Source organism: Mycobacterium sp. (assembly GCF_965229265.1).
Taxonomy (GTDB): Bacteria; Actinomycetota; Actinomycetes; order Mycobacteriales; family Mycobacteriaceae; genus Mycobacterium.
The window spans coordinates 608402-621502 of sequence record NZ_CBDDIY010000010.1 but is presented as its reverse complement, the minus strand read 5'-3'; the positions used below and the strand labels follow the sequence as shown (position 1 = coordinate 621502).

The window sequence follows — 13101 nt, the reverse complement described above, 5'->3', positions numbered from 1 at the left end:
CCTATCGGGCGGCCTGGTCAGCGCAGGGCGGCCCGGCCGCGGATGCGGCCCAGGACCACCAACATCAGCAACGTCACCAGCAGCAGCACCGTGGTGGCGGCGGCCGCCTGAAACGCCTGGCCGCGGTCGGTCAGCCCGAAGATGGTGACCGGCAGCGTCTTCCACGTGGCCGGATAGACCATCACGGTGGCACCGAGCTCACCCATCGACAGGGCGACGGCCAGACCGGCGGCCGCACCCAGTGCCGGTAACAGCAGCGGCAGCGTGACCCGGAACAGCACCCGGGCCGGCCCGGCGCCCAGCGATTCGGCGGCCTGACCCAACGCCGGGTTCAGCCGGTCCAGTGCGGCCGAGACGGCGCTGAAGGCGAAGGCCAGCACCAGCACGAAGTGGGCCAGAATGACGATCCAGCGGGTTCCGCCCAGGAGCAGCGGGCGGGCGTTGAATGCGATCAGCAGACCCAGGCCGATGGCGACCGAGGGCACCGCGATCGGCAGGTGGAAGACCGCGTCGGTCACCCGGCTCAACCAGCGGGGCGCCTCCCGCGACGCGATCGCGGCCCAGGTTCCCAGCACCAGGGCCAGCCCACCGGCGATGACCGCGGTCTGCAGACTCACCGACAGGCTGGCCAGATCATCCCCGGACAGCGCCTGATCGAAGCGGGTGAACCCCAGCCCGGACGGTAGCGGGCCGTTCCACGAACCGGCCAATCCGGCCAGCACCACGGTGGCCAGCGGGGCGACGAACACGATCATCACCACGAGCGTGAAACCGGCCAGCACCAGGATTCGACTTCGTCTGCTCCACAACAACATTGGTCTAGTCCTCTCGGCTTCCGCGTGTTGTCAACCGGGCGAAGACCATCCGGTAGGCGATATACAGCGCCAGCGAGAGGACGATCTGGACCGTCGCGATCACCGCCGCGCCGGGCAGGTCGAACGTCACGATGCCGCGGGTGTAGATCAGCACCGGCAGGGTGATGACGCCTTTGGCCCCGGTGAACAGCACGATGCCGAACTCGTTGAGCGTCAACAGCAGAACCAGGCTGCCGCCGGCCATCAGCGCCGGCCAGGCCTCCGGCATGATCACGCTGCGCAGCACCCGCACCGGCGAGGCGCCCAGGCTTGCCGCGACATCGAGTTGCTGACGGGGCAGCAGTGTGAACGCCGCCAGCAGTGGGCGGATCACGAACGGGGTGAAGAACGTGATCTCGGCCGCGATGATCCCGGCTGGGGTGTAGAGGAAATCCAGTGCGGGAGAGCGCTGCCCGGTGATGCTGGAGATCAGCGCGTTCACCGCCCCCGCGCTGCCGTAGAGAAACGTGAACGCCAGCGTGATCAGAAACGACGGCAACGCCAGGATCGTGTCGATGAGCCGGCCGACGAGCGACGAGCCCGGAAAGGGGACAAATGCCAGCACGATTGCCAGGAAGGTGCCCAGGACCAGGCAGCCGGCCGTCGAACTGACGGCTATGGCCACCGTCCGCCACAGCGCCGACCGGAACGCCTGCGAGCCCAACACCGAGGTCCAGGTGCCCAACCCGAAGCCGCCGTCGCGAAGCCTCGCCGACTCCAGGCAGACGCGCACCAGCGGATAGACGGCCACGACGAGCACAATGAGCACCGGCGGCACTGTCCACAGCACCGGGCGTAGCCGTCTGAGGGGCGGACGCGCCGGGGCCTCGGTGGCCGGTTCCGGGCGATCGAGCAGGACCGTCATCGGCGGACCTGGACCAGCACACCGGCCGGTTGCGGAAAGCGCAGTCCCACTTCGGTACCCAGGGGATAGTCGGGGTGGCCGGGTGCGTCGACCTCGATCAGCCGGTCGGGCAGCCCGTTGACCGACAGCACCACTCGGGTCGTCGCCCCCCGCCACACCGCGGCGTTGACGTTGGCGCGCAGTGCTTCCGGGTGGCCGAGGCCGACGATCTGCAGCGCGTGCGGGCGGATGCACAGCAGCGCCTGCGATCCGGGCGCCCAGTCGACCTTGCCGACCGCGGGTTGGGGTGCCTCCGCGCTGACGGTCTTGTGCGCGATGCTCACCAGGGCCGAGGTTCCGATCACCCGTCCTACGGTGCACGGAATCAGGTTGGCGCCGCCGAGGAAGGCGGCCGTGAAGCTGGTCGGCGGGCGCTTCCAAAGGTTCTCGGCGGAGTCGACATCCATCAGCCGGGCCTCATTCATCACCACGATGCGGTCGGCCAGGGCCAGGGCCTCGGCCTGGTCGTGGGTGACGTAGAGCATCGCGGTCTGTGGCAGCGCCTCCTTGAGTTGCTGCAACTCGGTGAGCATCGACTGACGCAGCTGGGCATCCAGTGCTGCCAGCGGCTCGTCGAGCAGCAACACCCTGGGCCGGATCGCCAGCGCCCGGGCGATGGCCACCCGCTGCTGCTGGCCGCCGGAAAGCTCACGCGGCAAACGCTTTCCGTAGGCGGACATGCCCACCATGTCGAGCGCCTCGGCAACGCGGGGCCCGATCTGGCTGCGCGGAACGCGGTGCGCCTTCAGCCCGAACGCCACGTTCTCGGCAACCCGCATGTGCGGGAACAACGCGTAGGACTGCAGCACCACGCCGATACCGCGCTTAGCCGGCGGCAGGTCTGTCACGTCGTGCCCGTCGAGCCGGACGATCCCGGATGTCGGCCGCACGAACCCGGCGAGCGCGTTGAGCGCGGTCGACTTGCCCGAACCGCTGGGGCCCAGCAGTGCGACCGTCTCGCCCGTCGCGACCTTGAGGTTGAAGTCGATCAACGCGTGGGTGGTCTTCTTGGCGCGCCCGTAGGCCACCCCGACGCGATCGAACGTGATCGCGGGGGCGGCCTCGGGTGTCGGCGTCTGCTGCGCGGCCGCGATCCGGGGAGAGGAACTGACGCCGATGTGCTTCACGTCAGCTCCCGGTGGCCTTCTGGTAGGCGGCGACGTCGGCGTCGAGGTCGGCGAGCACCGCATTCCAGTCCGGTGTCCACATCTGCACGCCGTCGAGCAGACCGGTCGGGGTGTTCGGATCCGGCGACCCGCCGGACGCCTTCGCGATCGAATCCTTGACCGGGATGCCCAACGCGTCGGTGGCGACCGTCTTCTGGACGTCGTCGGAGATCAGGAAGGCCAGCAGCTTCTTGGCCTCATCGGCGTGTGGTGCGCCCTTGGTGACACCCGCGACATAGGGCAACGCGACCGTAGTGCGGCTGTGGTCGGCCATGGCGGGGAAGAAGATGATGAACTTCGACCCGTCGTCCTTGATCGAGCCGAGGTTCATCTGGACGTCGCCGTTGGCCACCAGCAGTTCGCCGTTGCTGACCTTGGGCTGCAGCTTGCCGGTGGACGACGACGGTCCGACGTTGTTGGCCTGCAGCTTGCCCAGATAGTCCAGGGCGCCCGGCTTACCCATCAGGTGTTGCAGCAGCACCAGCACGGCGGTGCCGTCACCGGCCTGGCCTGGGGTCGAATACTGCAGCTTGCCTTTGAACTCCGGCTTGAGCAGGTCCTCCCAGCTGGCCGGCTGCGGGTTGGCACCCGGGTTGGCGATGAAGCTCAGCGCGTTGTTGACGATCGCCACGTAGTTACCACCGGGGCCCACCAGGTCGGTCGAGACGCCGGTGGTGTCGGCGCCGCTGGGCTGCAGCAGCCCGGACTTGTCGGCCTTCTGAATGAATGGGGGCAGGGTGACCAGCAGGTCGGCCTGCGGGTTGGACTGCTCCTTCTCCACCCGGGACACGACCTCACCGGAGCCGGCTTCGACGACGTTGACGTTGATGCCGGTGTCCTTGGTGAATTTCGCGAACTCCGACTTGTACCAACTGCCCAGGCCGTCGGCGCTGTAGACGGTCAGCGTCGCGCCGCTGCCGGATCCGGATGAGCCGGTGCCACCGCAGGCGGCCGCCAGGGTTGCGGCGGCGGCGATCGTCACCGCCAGTAGGGATTTGCGAATGTTCATCAGTGCCTCTCGTTTAGCTCTGGTTGTCAGCGGAATTGCAGAACAAGGTCGGCGAACTCGGTGACCGTGGACACGACGTGGGTGGCGCCGGCCTCGCGCAGTTGCTGCTCGTCGTGGGCACCGGTGAGCGTCCCGGCGGCGATCGCGCAGCCGGCCCGCAGGGCGCTGTCGACGTCGCTGCTGGTGTCGCCGAGCGCGGCGACGTTGCCGACTCCATCGGCCTGCAGGCGCATCAGCGCGGTCAGGATCAGGTCGGGGTAGGGGCGGCCGCGCACACCGTCACCGGGTGCCAGCGCGAGATCGGCCAGCGACTGCCAGCCCAGGGCGGCCAGCAGCTTGCCCTGCGTGACCGCGCTGAAGCCGGTGGTCAACGCCACCTTCACCCCGGCGCCGCGCAGGGTGGTGATGGCATCGGCCGCGCCGGGGATCGGGCGGGCATTGCCGCCGTCGATGAGATCGGCATAGGCGGTCTCGAAGGCGCGGTTGGCCTGCTGGGCCCGGTCCTCGTCGCCGAACAGGACGCGGAACACCGCGATCTTGGACTGGCCCATGGTGTCGAGCACGTACTGGCGGGCGTGGTCGCGCTCGTCACCGCTGTCCGGCAGGCCCGCAGCGGTGGCGGCGGTCTCGAAGGCCGCCACCACCAGTCCGTCGTCGGCGACGGTGGTGCCGGCCATGTCGACCACAGCCAGTTGAATGACGTTGTGCACCATGAGTTCCCTCCGTTAGGGGTGTCAGAGTCCGATGAGTTCTGCGGTGTGTTCGGCGATCGCGGGAGCCAGTGTCATGCCGCGGCCACCCGGGCCGGTGATCACCCAGACCCCTTCGCCGGCCTGCCGGCGGCACACCAGATCGCCGGGGTCGGCGCACTGGCTGTAGACGCCAGCCCAACGCTGCCGGATCGCCGGTAGCGGACGGCCGAGGAACTCTTCGACCAGGCCGGTCAGGTAGGTATAGGGGGCTTCGTGGACGTCGAACCCGAACGGTTCGGCATATTCATGGGTGTCGCCTATCGTGAGCCCGCCGTGCAGCCGCTGGACGCACAGCAGTTGCATGCGGTGAGTCTCGGCAACTGGATCCTGGGGTTCGTTGCCGCACAGGTCATTCAGGGCCGACCCGGCGTAGCCGGGGTAGTACCGGAAGCTGTCTCCGTCGGCGATGGCGGTGGTGAGTGCCTCGCCGAGCGGTTCGGTCTGCATCATCTGCAGCCGCACCCGCCGGACCGGCAGGTCGCCGGCGACCTCCCGGGTCAGCCCGCCGTGCGCGGCGCCCGGGCACAGCAGCACCAGATCACTCCGATAGGTACGGTCCCGGTCATCGCGGACGACGCCGCCGTCGACGGACCTGGCCTCGGCACCGGGTACGAAGGTGTAGCGGCCGGTGGCCTCGAGGTGCGCGCGGATGGCCGGCAGCGCCTGCCGCGACTCCACCGCAGCGTCGCGCGAACAGTGCAGTGCGGCAATGAACTTCCCGCGTAGTGCGGGATTCACGGCACGTACCCGCTCGGGCTCGAGGACGCTGAACCCGCGGCGGTCGGCATCCGGACGGCGGGCGACCTCCTCGGCCACGGCCACCTCGCGCGGTGAGCGCAACAGGGTCAGCGACCCGGCCGGGCGGAAACCGACTCCGGGTACCCGCGCGGCGACCGCTTCCCATAGCTCGCGGGCGCGAAGCGCGGCCTCGAGCTCGAAGTCCGCCCGTCCGGAGACCCAGACCAGTCCGAAGTTGCGGACGGTGGCGCCCCGGGCTTCGACCTCACGCTCCAGCTGTATGACGGTGTGGCCGCGGTGCACGGCCTCCCAGGCATGGGTGGTCCCCAGCACCCCGCCACCCACGATGGTCACCCGCATGAGCACTGAGGCTCCACACCCCGAACGTCGGGGTACCGACGGCCCGGTTTTGCTTGCCTGAACAGAAGATTAACGATTGGTATAGACCAATTTGAGGTAGTCTGCGGGCGTGACGAGCACCGAATTCTCCGTGGTTCTGGCCGACACCGCCGACCTGTTGCGCTCCCTGCGCGGGGTGTGGGACGAGGACGCTGTCGACGACCTGGACCACGCGTTGCAGGCTGCCACCCGGGCCGTGGAAGACGGCGCCGACGACGAGCTGGTGCTGGCCGCCGCGCTCCACGACCTGGCCCACAGCCCACGGTGCGATGTGCCTGACCGCGAACGCCACGACGTGGCCGCCCGCGACTGGCTGACGCCGCGCTACGGCGCCCGGGTGGGGTGGCTGGCCGGAGCCCATGTTGCGGCCAAGCGCTACCTGGTGGCCACCGAGCCCGGGTACGCCGACGGGTTGTCGCCGACCTCGCTGCTGTCGTTGCGGGAGCAGGGTGGCCCGGCGGTGGACGACGAAATGGTCTGTCACCCTTGGTGGCCCGATGCGCTGCGGCTGCGCCATTACGACGACGCCGCCAAGGTTCCCGGCGCACCCGCGGTAAGCATCGACGACGTCCTCGTCGTCGCCGAGCGGGTACTGCGCCGGCGGTGAGCAAGGCCCACGGCGTCCGCACCGGTCTCGACGAACTGCTGGCCGACCTGGTCGAGGGCGACCCGGTACCGGCCGAGCGAGAGCTGGCGGCGCGTTTCGGCGTCGCGCGGGAGACCGTCCGCCAGGCGCTGCACGAGCTGCTGCTGGAAGGGCGGGTGCAGCGCCGCGGCCGGGGCACCGTCGTAGCGAAACCCAAACTGACCCAACCACTGTCGTTGCGCTCCTACACCGAAGGCGCCGAGCGGATGGGGCGCAAGCCCGGCCGCATCCTGGTGACCTGGGAGGACGTCGAGGCCACCGCGGAGCTCGCGAGCGGACTCGAGATCCACATGGGGGAGCCGGTCATGCACCTGGAGCGGGTTCTGCTCGCCGACAACGAACGGATTGGGCTGGAGAGCACTTATCTGCCGGCCTTTCGGTTCGCCGGGCTCTACGACACCTTTGACCCGGCGACATCGCTGTACGCCGCGATCCGGGCCACCGGTGTGCATTTCGCGTCCGCGGAAGAGCGGATCGAGACGATCCTGGCCACCCCCCGGGAGGCGGGTCTGCTGCTGACGACGACGGCCATGCCGATGTTGCACCTGCGGCGACGCTCGCTGGACAGTCAGGGCCAACCCATCGAGGTGGTCCGGGCGCTGTATCGGGGTGATCGGGTCGCCTTCCAGACCACGCTGGTGGACGACTGACTCAGCGCCGCCAGAAGTCGTACCGGTCGCGACCGGGCTTGAATCCCGCGGCCTCGACGATGTCGACCGCCAGCTCGAAGCGGTTGCCCACCGTATAGGGATCGTGCGCGTCACTGCCGAAGGACACGGCATCCCCACCGGCCTGCGCCCACCACCGCACCAGATCGACTGAGGCCAGCGGGCTTCGGGTGTTGATCTCCAGGGCCCGACCCGACCCGGCCAGGGCGCCGAACGCGGTGCGGTAGCCGTCCTCGAACTCGTCCTCGCGGTAGTCGCCGGCCCGGGCGGGCCAGTACCGGCGGGCATAATCGCAGTGGGCCAGCACCCCGAACGCCGCGGGGCTTTCCACCAGCCTCAGCAACTCATCGAAGTAGCGGCGCATCAGTTCGCGGGCATCGAGCCGGCCGAACAAGGTGGCGTCCACGAACTGGAGTTCGCCGTCGTACTCGATGGCGTGCAGGCTGCCGAGAACCCGGTCGAAGTCGCCGGAATCGAGCACCGCGGCAACGCTATTCGAGAACAGGTGGGGCTCGCCCGCCTCGATTCCGGACAGGATGCGTAACTGCGGGAACAGCTCTCGGCACCGAGCCAGGTCGGCTGTGTATCCGGCAACGTCGAACGGCTCGACCCGCGGACGGGAACCCACCGCGTGGCCGCGGTGGTTGCCGGCGTCGTCGTGCCCCCACCCGGTGAAGTCGACGTGCTCGGTGAAGGCCAGGCCCGGCAGGCCGCGCTCCACGGCACGGGCGCAGGCCAGCTGCATCGTCGAGGTCTCCGGGGTGTCCCAGGACCAGCGGGAGTGCACATGGTGATCGGTTGGCAGCATCAGAGAACTCACAGACCCATCAGGGATTCGATCGGGCCGCGCGCGAAGTACAGCACGAAACCGGCGGCCACGATCCACAGCAGCGGTCGGATCTCGCGCGCCTTGCCCGCGGCCGAGCGCACCACGACCCAGGTCACGAAACCGACGCCGATACCGTTGGCGATCGAGTAGCTGAACGGCATGACCGCGACGGTGAGCACGACCGGCAGGGCGACGGAGAACTCGGACAGTTCGACGTGGCGCAGCTGGGAGAACATCATCGTGCCGACGATCACCAGTGCGGCCGCGGCCACCTCAGTGGGCACGATCTGGGCCAGCGGCTCGACGAACATCGCCGCCAGGAACAGCGTCCCGGTGACGACGTTGGCCAGTCCGGTGCGCGCGCCTTCCTCGATGCCGGTGCCGGACTCGATGAACACCGTATTCGACGAGGCTGAGGTGGCACCGCCGACCACCGCTCCGGCGCCCTCGACGATCAGCGCCGACCGCAGGCGCGGGAAGTTACCGTGCGCGTCGGCCAAACCCGCGGCCCGGGACAGACCGGTGAACGTCCCCATCGCGTCGAAGAAATTCGCGAACACCAGGGTGAACACCAGCATCGTCGCGGCCAGGACCCCGATCCGGTCGAAACTGGCGAAGCTGAACTCGCCGACCAACGACAGGTCGGGCAGCGCGACGGGCGAGCCGGACAGTGTCGGCACCGACAGCGCCCAGCCGCCCGGGTGCTCGGTCGCCGACCCCAGCTGCCAGATCGCCTCGATGACGACCGCGACGACGGTGCCGGCCACCAGCCCGAGCAGAATGCCGCCGCGAACGCGCCGAACCACCAGGACACCGGTGACGAGCATGGTGAAGATGAACACCACGGTGGGAACGGTGCCGATCGACCCGTGCCCGCCGCTGCCGAGCCCGACCGGGGGAGAAGGCAACCCGGTGGAGGCGATGAAGCCGGCATCGACCAGGCCGATGAACATGATGAACAGTCCGATGCCCGCCGTGATCGCCAGCTTCAGTTGCATCGGGACCGCATCAAAGACCAGCCGGCGCAACCCAGTGACCGCCAGCGCGACGATGATCAGGCCGTTGATCACGACCAGGCCCATCGCCTCCGGCCACGTCACCGTCCCGACGACGGTGGTGGCCAGAAACGAGTTGATGCCCAGCCCGGCCGCGAACGCGAACGGCAGCCGGGCGATCAGCCCGAACAAGATGGTCATGGCCCCGGCGGCCAGCGAGGTGGTGGCCGACACCTCCGCGAAGTCGAGCTTGTTGCCCGCGACGTCGGTGGCGCCGGACAAAATGATTGGGTTCAGCACGACGATGTAGGCCATCGCGATGAATGTCACCAGGCCACCGCGGATCTCCGCGCCGACCGTCGACCCGCGGGCGGTGATCTCGAAAAAGCGGTCGAGACGATTCACCCCTCGCACCCTAGGGTCAGCGCCCCGATTCACGCGAGCGGGCCTCCTTCAGCAGATCGAAGGAGGCCCGCAGGTCGTGCGGGAGGTCAGTCCCGCCAGGGTGAACCCGGCGTCGGGGTCCAGGGGGTGATCAGATCATTCGTACTCGTGGGTGCGAATGATCCCGATTCGTTGCCCCGGGTGATCTCGCCGCCGTTCGGGCCCGGTGCCAGCGGCATCCCGCCACTGTTGGCGAGGTGGTGCGAATTGGCCAATTCGACGGCCTGCATCTCGGCGGTGTTGTGCGCCACGCTCAGCGCCACCATGGCCAGCAGTGCGGCAGCACCGATGCCGAATGCGGCCCGCCGCGTCGAACATGCAGTGATATTCATGGCTTACCTCTCAGTTATCGGGATTTCGGTTGGGCGGAGAACTCAGAACCAGATCATCTGCGTTCCTTTCCGGGCGGTCGGGGTGTGTGCTGTGGGCACACCACGACTATCGGCGTTCCCGGACTCGGCCGGTATCGGCCGAAACGCCCCTGACGTCGATGATTGCGCCTCCTTCGATCGGAGGATCCCGCCGGATTCGGCGGCGACGTTCGGCGGCCATTCGGGGTCGCCGGGCGCATCCGGCGCCTAATGCGTGACGGGCGCCTAATGTGTGACCGATGATGCGACCACCGGTGTCGACGTTGCCGAGTTGATCCATTGGGCCCGGTCGCGATAGCGAGCCGATTCGGATCGGTGGTGGCCGACCACTGGTCGGTGTTCGCTGTGATCGCCGCGCTGGTGGTGGCCACGGCGATGCTATGGGTATGGCGCCGGCCGGGTTCGGACGACGAACGGGTCGAGATCTCGACGGTCGTCGGATGGTCGCTGGCGCTGGTGGTGCCGCCCTCGGTCTATGTGCTGGCCGTGGCGTCGGGTTTGAGCGTGGAGGCGGCGATCTTCACCGCGCTGCTCGCCGCTGCCGTGGTGCTCTGGATCTTCAGCCTGGTCGACGAATTCGTCCCGGCACTGGTGGCCGTGGTGGCGGCATTGTTCATCGGTCTGGCGCCGGCCAATGTGGCCCTAGGCGGATTCGCCTCCCCGAGTCTGCTCCTGCTGCTGGGGGTGTACGCCCTGTCGGCGGTGATCGGTTCGTCCGGGCTGAGCTACCGGCTGATCCTGCGGCTCCTGCTGCGCCTGCCCGACAAGCCGTTCTGGCATCAGGTGACGCTGTTGGGCTCCGGCTACGCCCTGTCGCCGCTCATGCCATCGGCCAATGCGCGGCTGTCTCTGCTCACGCCGGTGTTCCGGGACATGGCCGCCGGCCTGAAGCTGCCGCCGCGCGGCCCGGCGATCACTGGCCTGCTGGCCGCCATGTTCGGTGGGGCGCTGCTGTTCTCGCCGATGATGGCGACCAGCAAATCGTCCAACATCGCGGCGCTGACGTTCCTGCCGCCGCAGGCCCAGGCCGAGTTCAGCGGAGTGTTCTGGTTGGTGGCCGCGGCCGTGGCGGCGCTCGGCATGACCGCGGCTCACCTGCTGGTGCTGCCGCGGTTGTTCCCGTCCGGGTCGCAGGTGCCGCTGCCGCGCGCCGAGATGCGGCAGAAGGTCGCCGATCTGGGGCCGCTCAGGCCGGCCGAATGGGTCGCCGCCGGAAGTTTCGTCTTCTTCCTGGTCGGCAGCGCCACGGTGCCGTGGCACCACGTCAAACCGCCGTATCTGGCCGGCTGTGTGCTGCTGGGCCTGCTGGTGACCGGAACGCTGCTGCGCAAGGACTTCCAACGTCAGCTGGACTGGCCGATGATCTTCTTCCTGCTCGGGATCGACAGCATGATGCGCATCATGGGTTACCTGGGGCTGGAAGCGGCGTTGGCGCGGGCGATGCGTCACGCCTTCGACATGGTCGACGGGCGGATCGGGCTCTTCATCCTGGCCACCCTCGGTGTGACGTTGTTGGTGCGGCTGGTGCTGCCGGTGACTGCGGGCATGCTCACCACCGTGGTCATCCTGCTGCCGGTCGCGACGGCCCAGGGCATCCATCCGTGGATCTGCGTGTTCTGCGCGGCGGTGTTCAGTGACATTGCCTTCTTCCGGCACCAGGGCACCAACGGCCTGCTCCAGATCCGGGCCGACGGATTGTTGGCCGAGGCCGACGAGCGCGGTTTCCTGCGCTACAACATGCTGATGAACGGTGCCCGCGTTGCGGTCGTCTACGCCTCGATCCCGTGGTGGGAATGGCTGGGCCTGCTCTGATGAAACTGCTCAAGAATCTGCTCATCGGCGCCTGCATACTGAGTTTCCTTGTGTTGCTTGGCATTTTCAACGCGACCAAACCCCGGATCCTGGTGCTGCAGTCCGGCTCGCAGGAGTCGCCGTGGGTGCGTGAGGTGGACCGCGGCATGCGGCAGGCGCTGGGGGCCAACCGGCGTCCGGTCAGCGTCGAGTGGGTGTACATGGCCGCGACCTCCCCAGCGAGCACCAGGCGGGTCGAGGAGGCTGCCGCTGAGGCGCACCGGGCCATCGGCCGGGTCAATCCGGATGTCCTCATCGCCGTCGATGACGAGGCGAATTCGTTGGTCGCGCGCGACTACGTGGGCCGGGCAAGCCCGCGCATCCTCTACGTCTCACTGGATCGGCCGCCGTCGGAGTACGACTATGTGGGGGCTCCGAACGTCTCGGGCATTGCCGAACAGTTGCCCTGGACCGCCATCCGGGATGCGGTGACTCAGCTCTATCCCGGGCCGAAGCGGACCGTGGCCCTGATCGGCGTCGACACCGCCACCGGCCGGGCCGAGATGGCGCAGGCACACGAATTCGATTGGGGCCCTGTGACACTCGGTGGCACCGCGCTGGTATCGACGGCCGGTGAGTGGCGTGACTTCGTAGGCCGCAGCGCCGCAGCCGATGTGCTGCTGGTGCTCAGCACCCAGGACCTCCCGGACACCGGAGGTGTGGTGCTGACGGCAGCCGACGTCAGCAGGTGGACCCAGGACCACGCGGTGCCGCTGCCGATCGGCACTCAGGTGGATTTCGTCGAGGCCGGCGGTGCGCTCAGCTTCGCGCCGCCACCGGATGACTTCGGCCAGAGGGCCATTGGGTTGGCGCTGGACTGGCTCGACGACCGGGACACCCCTGGCCCGCCGCCGCCGGTGCAGTCGTCGCACTTCGAGGTGGCCCTGCGCCAGGGTCGGTTGGCCGAGCGCGGGATCACAGTGCCGCCGATCTACATCGAAGCCGCCAGGGAGAACGGCACGCTACTGGACTGAGGGGGCGGGAGCCGCGGTCAACGGAATGGTGACGGTGCCCTGGCAGGCCCCGCTGGCGATGGTGGTGGTGAAGGTGCCGGCCAGCGATCCGTCCGGCTGCGGGGTGTAGGTGGTCACCGAGTTCGCCGGGTCGTAGGTGATCGTCCCGTCCGGAAGCCCGCAGTCCCAGCGCCAACTGTTGGACCGCGACCATTGCGATCCGGTCCACTCGAAGGTGGTGCTTTGGGCGACGTTGTCCTTGGGGGTCGGCCCGTCGACCACCGAGGCGATGCACGCCCCGGACGAGCAGTCCGTGGTGATCTTGTAGGAGGCGGTGTAGGGGGTCTCTGGCTGGGAGGCCGCGATGCTGGTACCCGACTTCTGGTCGGTGTGAAAGGTGATCTTGTACCAACCGCCCCAGAACGGGGTCTCGTCGGCTTGCGCGGCGGGCGCGGCGGCGAGCACGCCGGCGAGCACGGCAACCAGGGACATCCAGCGGCCGGAACGGTTTCTCCTCATGCC

Annotated in this window: 14 protein-coding genes; 4 read left to right on the top strand and 10 right to left on the bottom strand. The window is 68.6% G+C overall.

Annotated features, from left to right (window positions below; genetic code table 11):
* Positions 1-17: 17 nt before the first annotated feature.
* Genes ADBZ9K_RS05090 through ADBZ9K_RS05065 form a run of 6 tightly spaced genes read right to left on the bottom strand, consistent with a single transcriptional unit; the run spans position 18 to position 5783 of the window.
* Positions 18-815, bottom strand: coding sequence for an ABC transporter permease (locus ADBZ9K_RS05090; RefSeq protein ID WP_526618928.1), 798 nt, complete (start codon positions 813-815; stop codon positions 18-20).
* Positions 816-819: 4 nt separating this feature from the next.
* A complete protein-coding gene (locus ADBZ9K_RS05085; RefSeq protein ID WP_526618927.1) occupies positions 820-1719 on the bottom strand; it encodes a 2-aminoethylphosphonate ABC transporter permease subunit in 900 nt (299 codons plus the stop codon).
* The gene (locus ADBZ9K_RS05080; RefSeq protein WP_526620742.1) at positions 1716-2876 is read right to left on the bottom strand and encodes an ABC transporter ATP-binding protein; all 1161 of its coding nucleotides are present in this window, start codon (positions 2874-2876) and stop codon (positions 1716-1718) included. The genes ADBZ9K_RS05085 and ADBZ9K_RS05080 overlap by 4 nt, the downstream gene beginning before the upstream one ends.
* A gap of 10 nt (positions 2877-2886) precedes the next feature.
* Entirely contained in the window at positions 2887-3933 is a 1047-nt protein-coding gene (locus ADBZ9K_RS05075) for a 2-aminoethylphosphonate ABC transporter substrate-binding protein (protein ID WP_526618926.1), read from the bottom strand.
* A 26-nt stretch (positions 3934-3959) separates the two neighbouring features.
* Positions 3960-4646 (bottom strand): phosphonatase-like hydrolase, encoded by a 687-nt coding sequence (locus ADBZ9K_RS05070; RefSeq protein ID WP_526618925.1) that lies wholly within the window; start codon positions 4644-4646, stop codon positions 3960-3962.
* 21 nt (positions 4647-4667) lie between these two features.
* Positions 4668-5783 (bottom strand): TIGR03364 family FAD-dependent oxidoreductase, encoded by a 1116-nt coding sequence (locus ADBZ9K_RS05065; protein ID WP_526618924.1) that lies wholly within the window; start codon positions 5781-5783, stop codon positions 4668-4670.
* Between the two features lie 109 nt (positions 5784-5892).
* Here ADBZ9K_RS05065 and ADBZ9K_RS05060 point away from each other — a divergent pair, with 109 nt between their 5' ends.
* Positions 5893-6429 carry an HD family phosphohydrolase gene (locus ADBZ9K_RS05060; RefSeq protein WP_526618922.1) on the top strand — a complete coding sequence of 179 codons (537 nt, stop codon included), beginning with the start codon at positions 5893-5895 and terminating at the stop codon, positions 6427-6429.
* Positions 6426-7118 (top strand): GntR family transcriptional regulator, encoded by a 693-nt coding sequence (locus ADBZ9K_RS05055; RefSeq protein WP_526618920.1) that lies wholly within the window; start codon positions 6426-6428, stop codon positions 7116-7118. The genes ADBZ9K_RS05060 and ADBZ9K_RS05055 overlap by 4 nt, the downstream gene beginning before the upstream one ends.
* A 1-nt stretch (position 7119) precedes the next feature.
* Here ADBZ9K_RS05055 and ADBZ9K_RS05050 read toward each other — a convergent pair whose 3' ends face one another.
* The 3 genes from ADBZ9K_RS05050 to ADBZ9K_RS05040 all read right to left on the bottom strand — a co-directional run bounded on the left by ADBZ9K_RS05050 (position 7120) and on the right by ADBZ9K_RS05040 (position 9736).
* A complete protein-coding gene (locus ADBZ9K_RS05050; protein ID WP_526618918.1) occupies positions 7120-7956 on the bottom strand; it encodes a PHP domain-containing protein in 837 nt (278 codons plus the stop codon).
* Positions 7953-9365, bottom strand: a complete 1413-nt coding sequence (locus ADBZ9K_RS05045; protein WP_526618917.1) for an NCS2 family permease — start codon at positions 9363-9365, stop codon at positions 7953-7955. Before ADBZ9K_RS05045 ends, ADBZ9K_RS05050 begins: the two co-directional genes overlap by 4 nt.
* 86 nt (positions 9366-9451) lie before the next feature.
* Entirely contained in the window at positions 9452-9736 is a 285-nt protein-coding gene (locus tag ADBZ9K_RS05040) for a hypothetical protein (protein WP_526618916.1), read from the bottom strand.
* A gap of 357 nt (positions 9737-10093) precedes the next feature.
* Between ADBZ9K_RS05040 and ADBZ9K_RS05035 the strand changes: the two genes are divergently transcribed.
* Positions 10094-11587, top strand: coding sequence for an SLC13 family permease (locus ADBZ9K_RS05035; RefSeq protein WP_526618914.1), 1494 nt, complete (start codon positions 10094-10096; stop codon positions 11585-11587).
* Complete coding sequence (locus ADBZ9K_RS05030) at positions 11569-12600, top strand: hypothetical protein (RefSeq protein WP_526618913.1); 1032 nt, start codon at positions 11569-11571, stop codon at positions 12598-12600. The genes ADBZ9K_RS05035 and ADBZ9K_RS05030 overlap by 19 nt, the downstream gene beginning before the upstream one ends.
* Here ADBZ9K_RS05030 and ADBZ9K_RS05025 read toward each other — a convergent pair.
* Positions 12589-13098: an Rv2253 family sensor-like surface protein gene (locus ADBZ9K_RS05025; protein WP_526618911.1), complete on the bottom strand. Its 510-nt coding sequence runs from the start codon at positions 13096-13098 to the stop codon at positions 12589-12591. The two genes, ADBZ9K_RS05030 and ADBZ9K_RS05025, sit on opposite strands and share 12 nt — an antisense overlap.
* Positions 13099-13101: the final 3 nt, after the last annotated feature.

Bases quoted from the DNA above. Each gene is read 5' to 3' on its own strand.
- ADBZ9K_RS05085 (WP_526618927.1), bottom strand. From the start codon at position 1,719: ATGACGGTCCTGCTCGATCGCCCGGAACCGGCCACCGAGGCCCCGGCG.
- ADBZ9K_RS05030 (WP_526618913.1), top strand. From the start codon at position 11,569: ATGGCTGGGCCTGCTCTGATGAAACTGCTCAAGAATCTGCTCATCGGC.
- ADBZ9K_RS05070 (WP_526618925.1), bottom strand. From the start codon at position 4,646: ATGGTGCACAACGTCATTCAACTGGCTGTGGTCGACATGGCCGGCACC.
- ADBZ9K_RS05065 (WP_526618924.1), bottom strand. From the start codon at position 5,783: ATGCGGGTGACCATCGTGGGTGGCGGGGTGCTGGGGACCACCCATGCC.
- ADBZ9K_RS05075 (WP_526618926.1), bottom strand. From the start codon at position 3,933: ATGAACATTCGCAAATCCCTACTGGCGGTGACGATCGCCGCCGCCGCA.
- ADBZ9K_RS05090 (WP_526618928.1), bottom strand. From the start codon at position 815: ATGTTGTTGTGGAGCAGACGAAGTCGAATCCTGGTGCTGGCCGGTTTC.
- ADBZ9K_RS05025 (WP_526618911.1), bottom strand. From the start codon at position 13,098: ATGAGGAGAAACCGTTCCGGCCGCTGGATGTCCCTGGTTGCCGTGCTC.
- ADBZ9K_RS05040 (WP_526618916.1), bottom strand. From the start codon at position 9,736: ATGAATATCACTGCATGTTCGACGCGGCGGGCCGCATTCGGCATCGGT.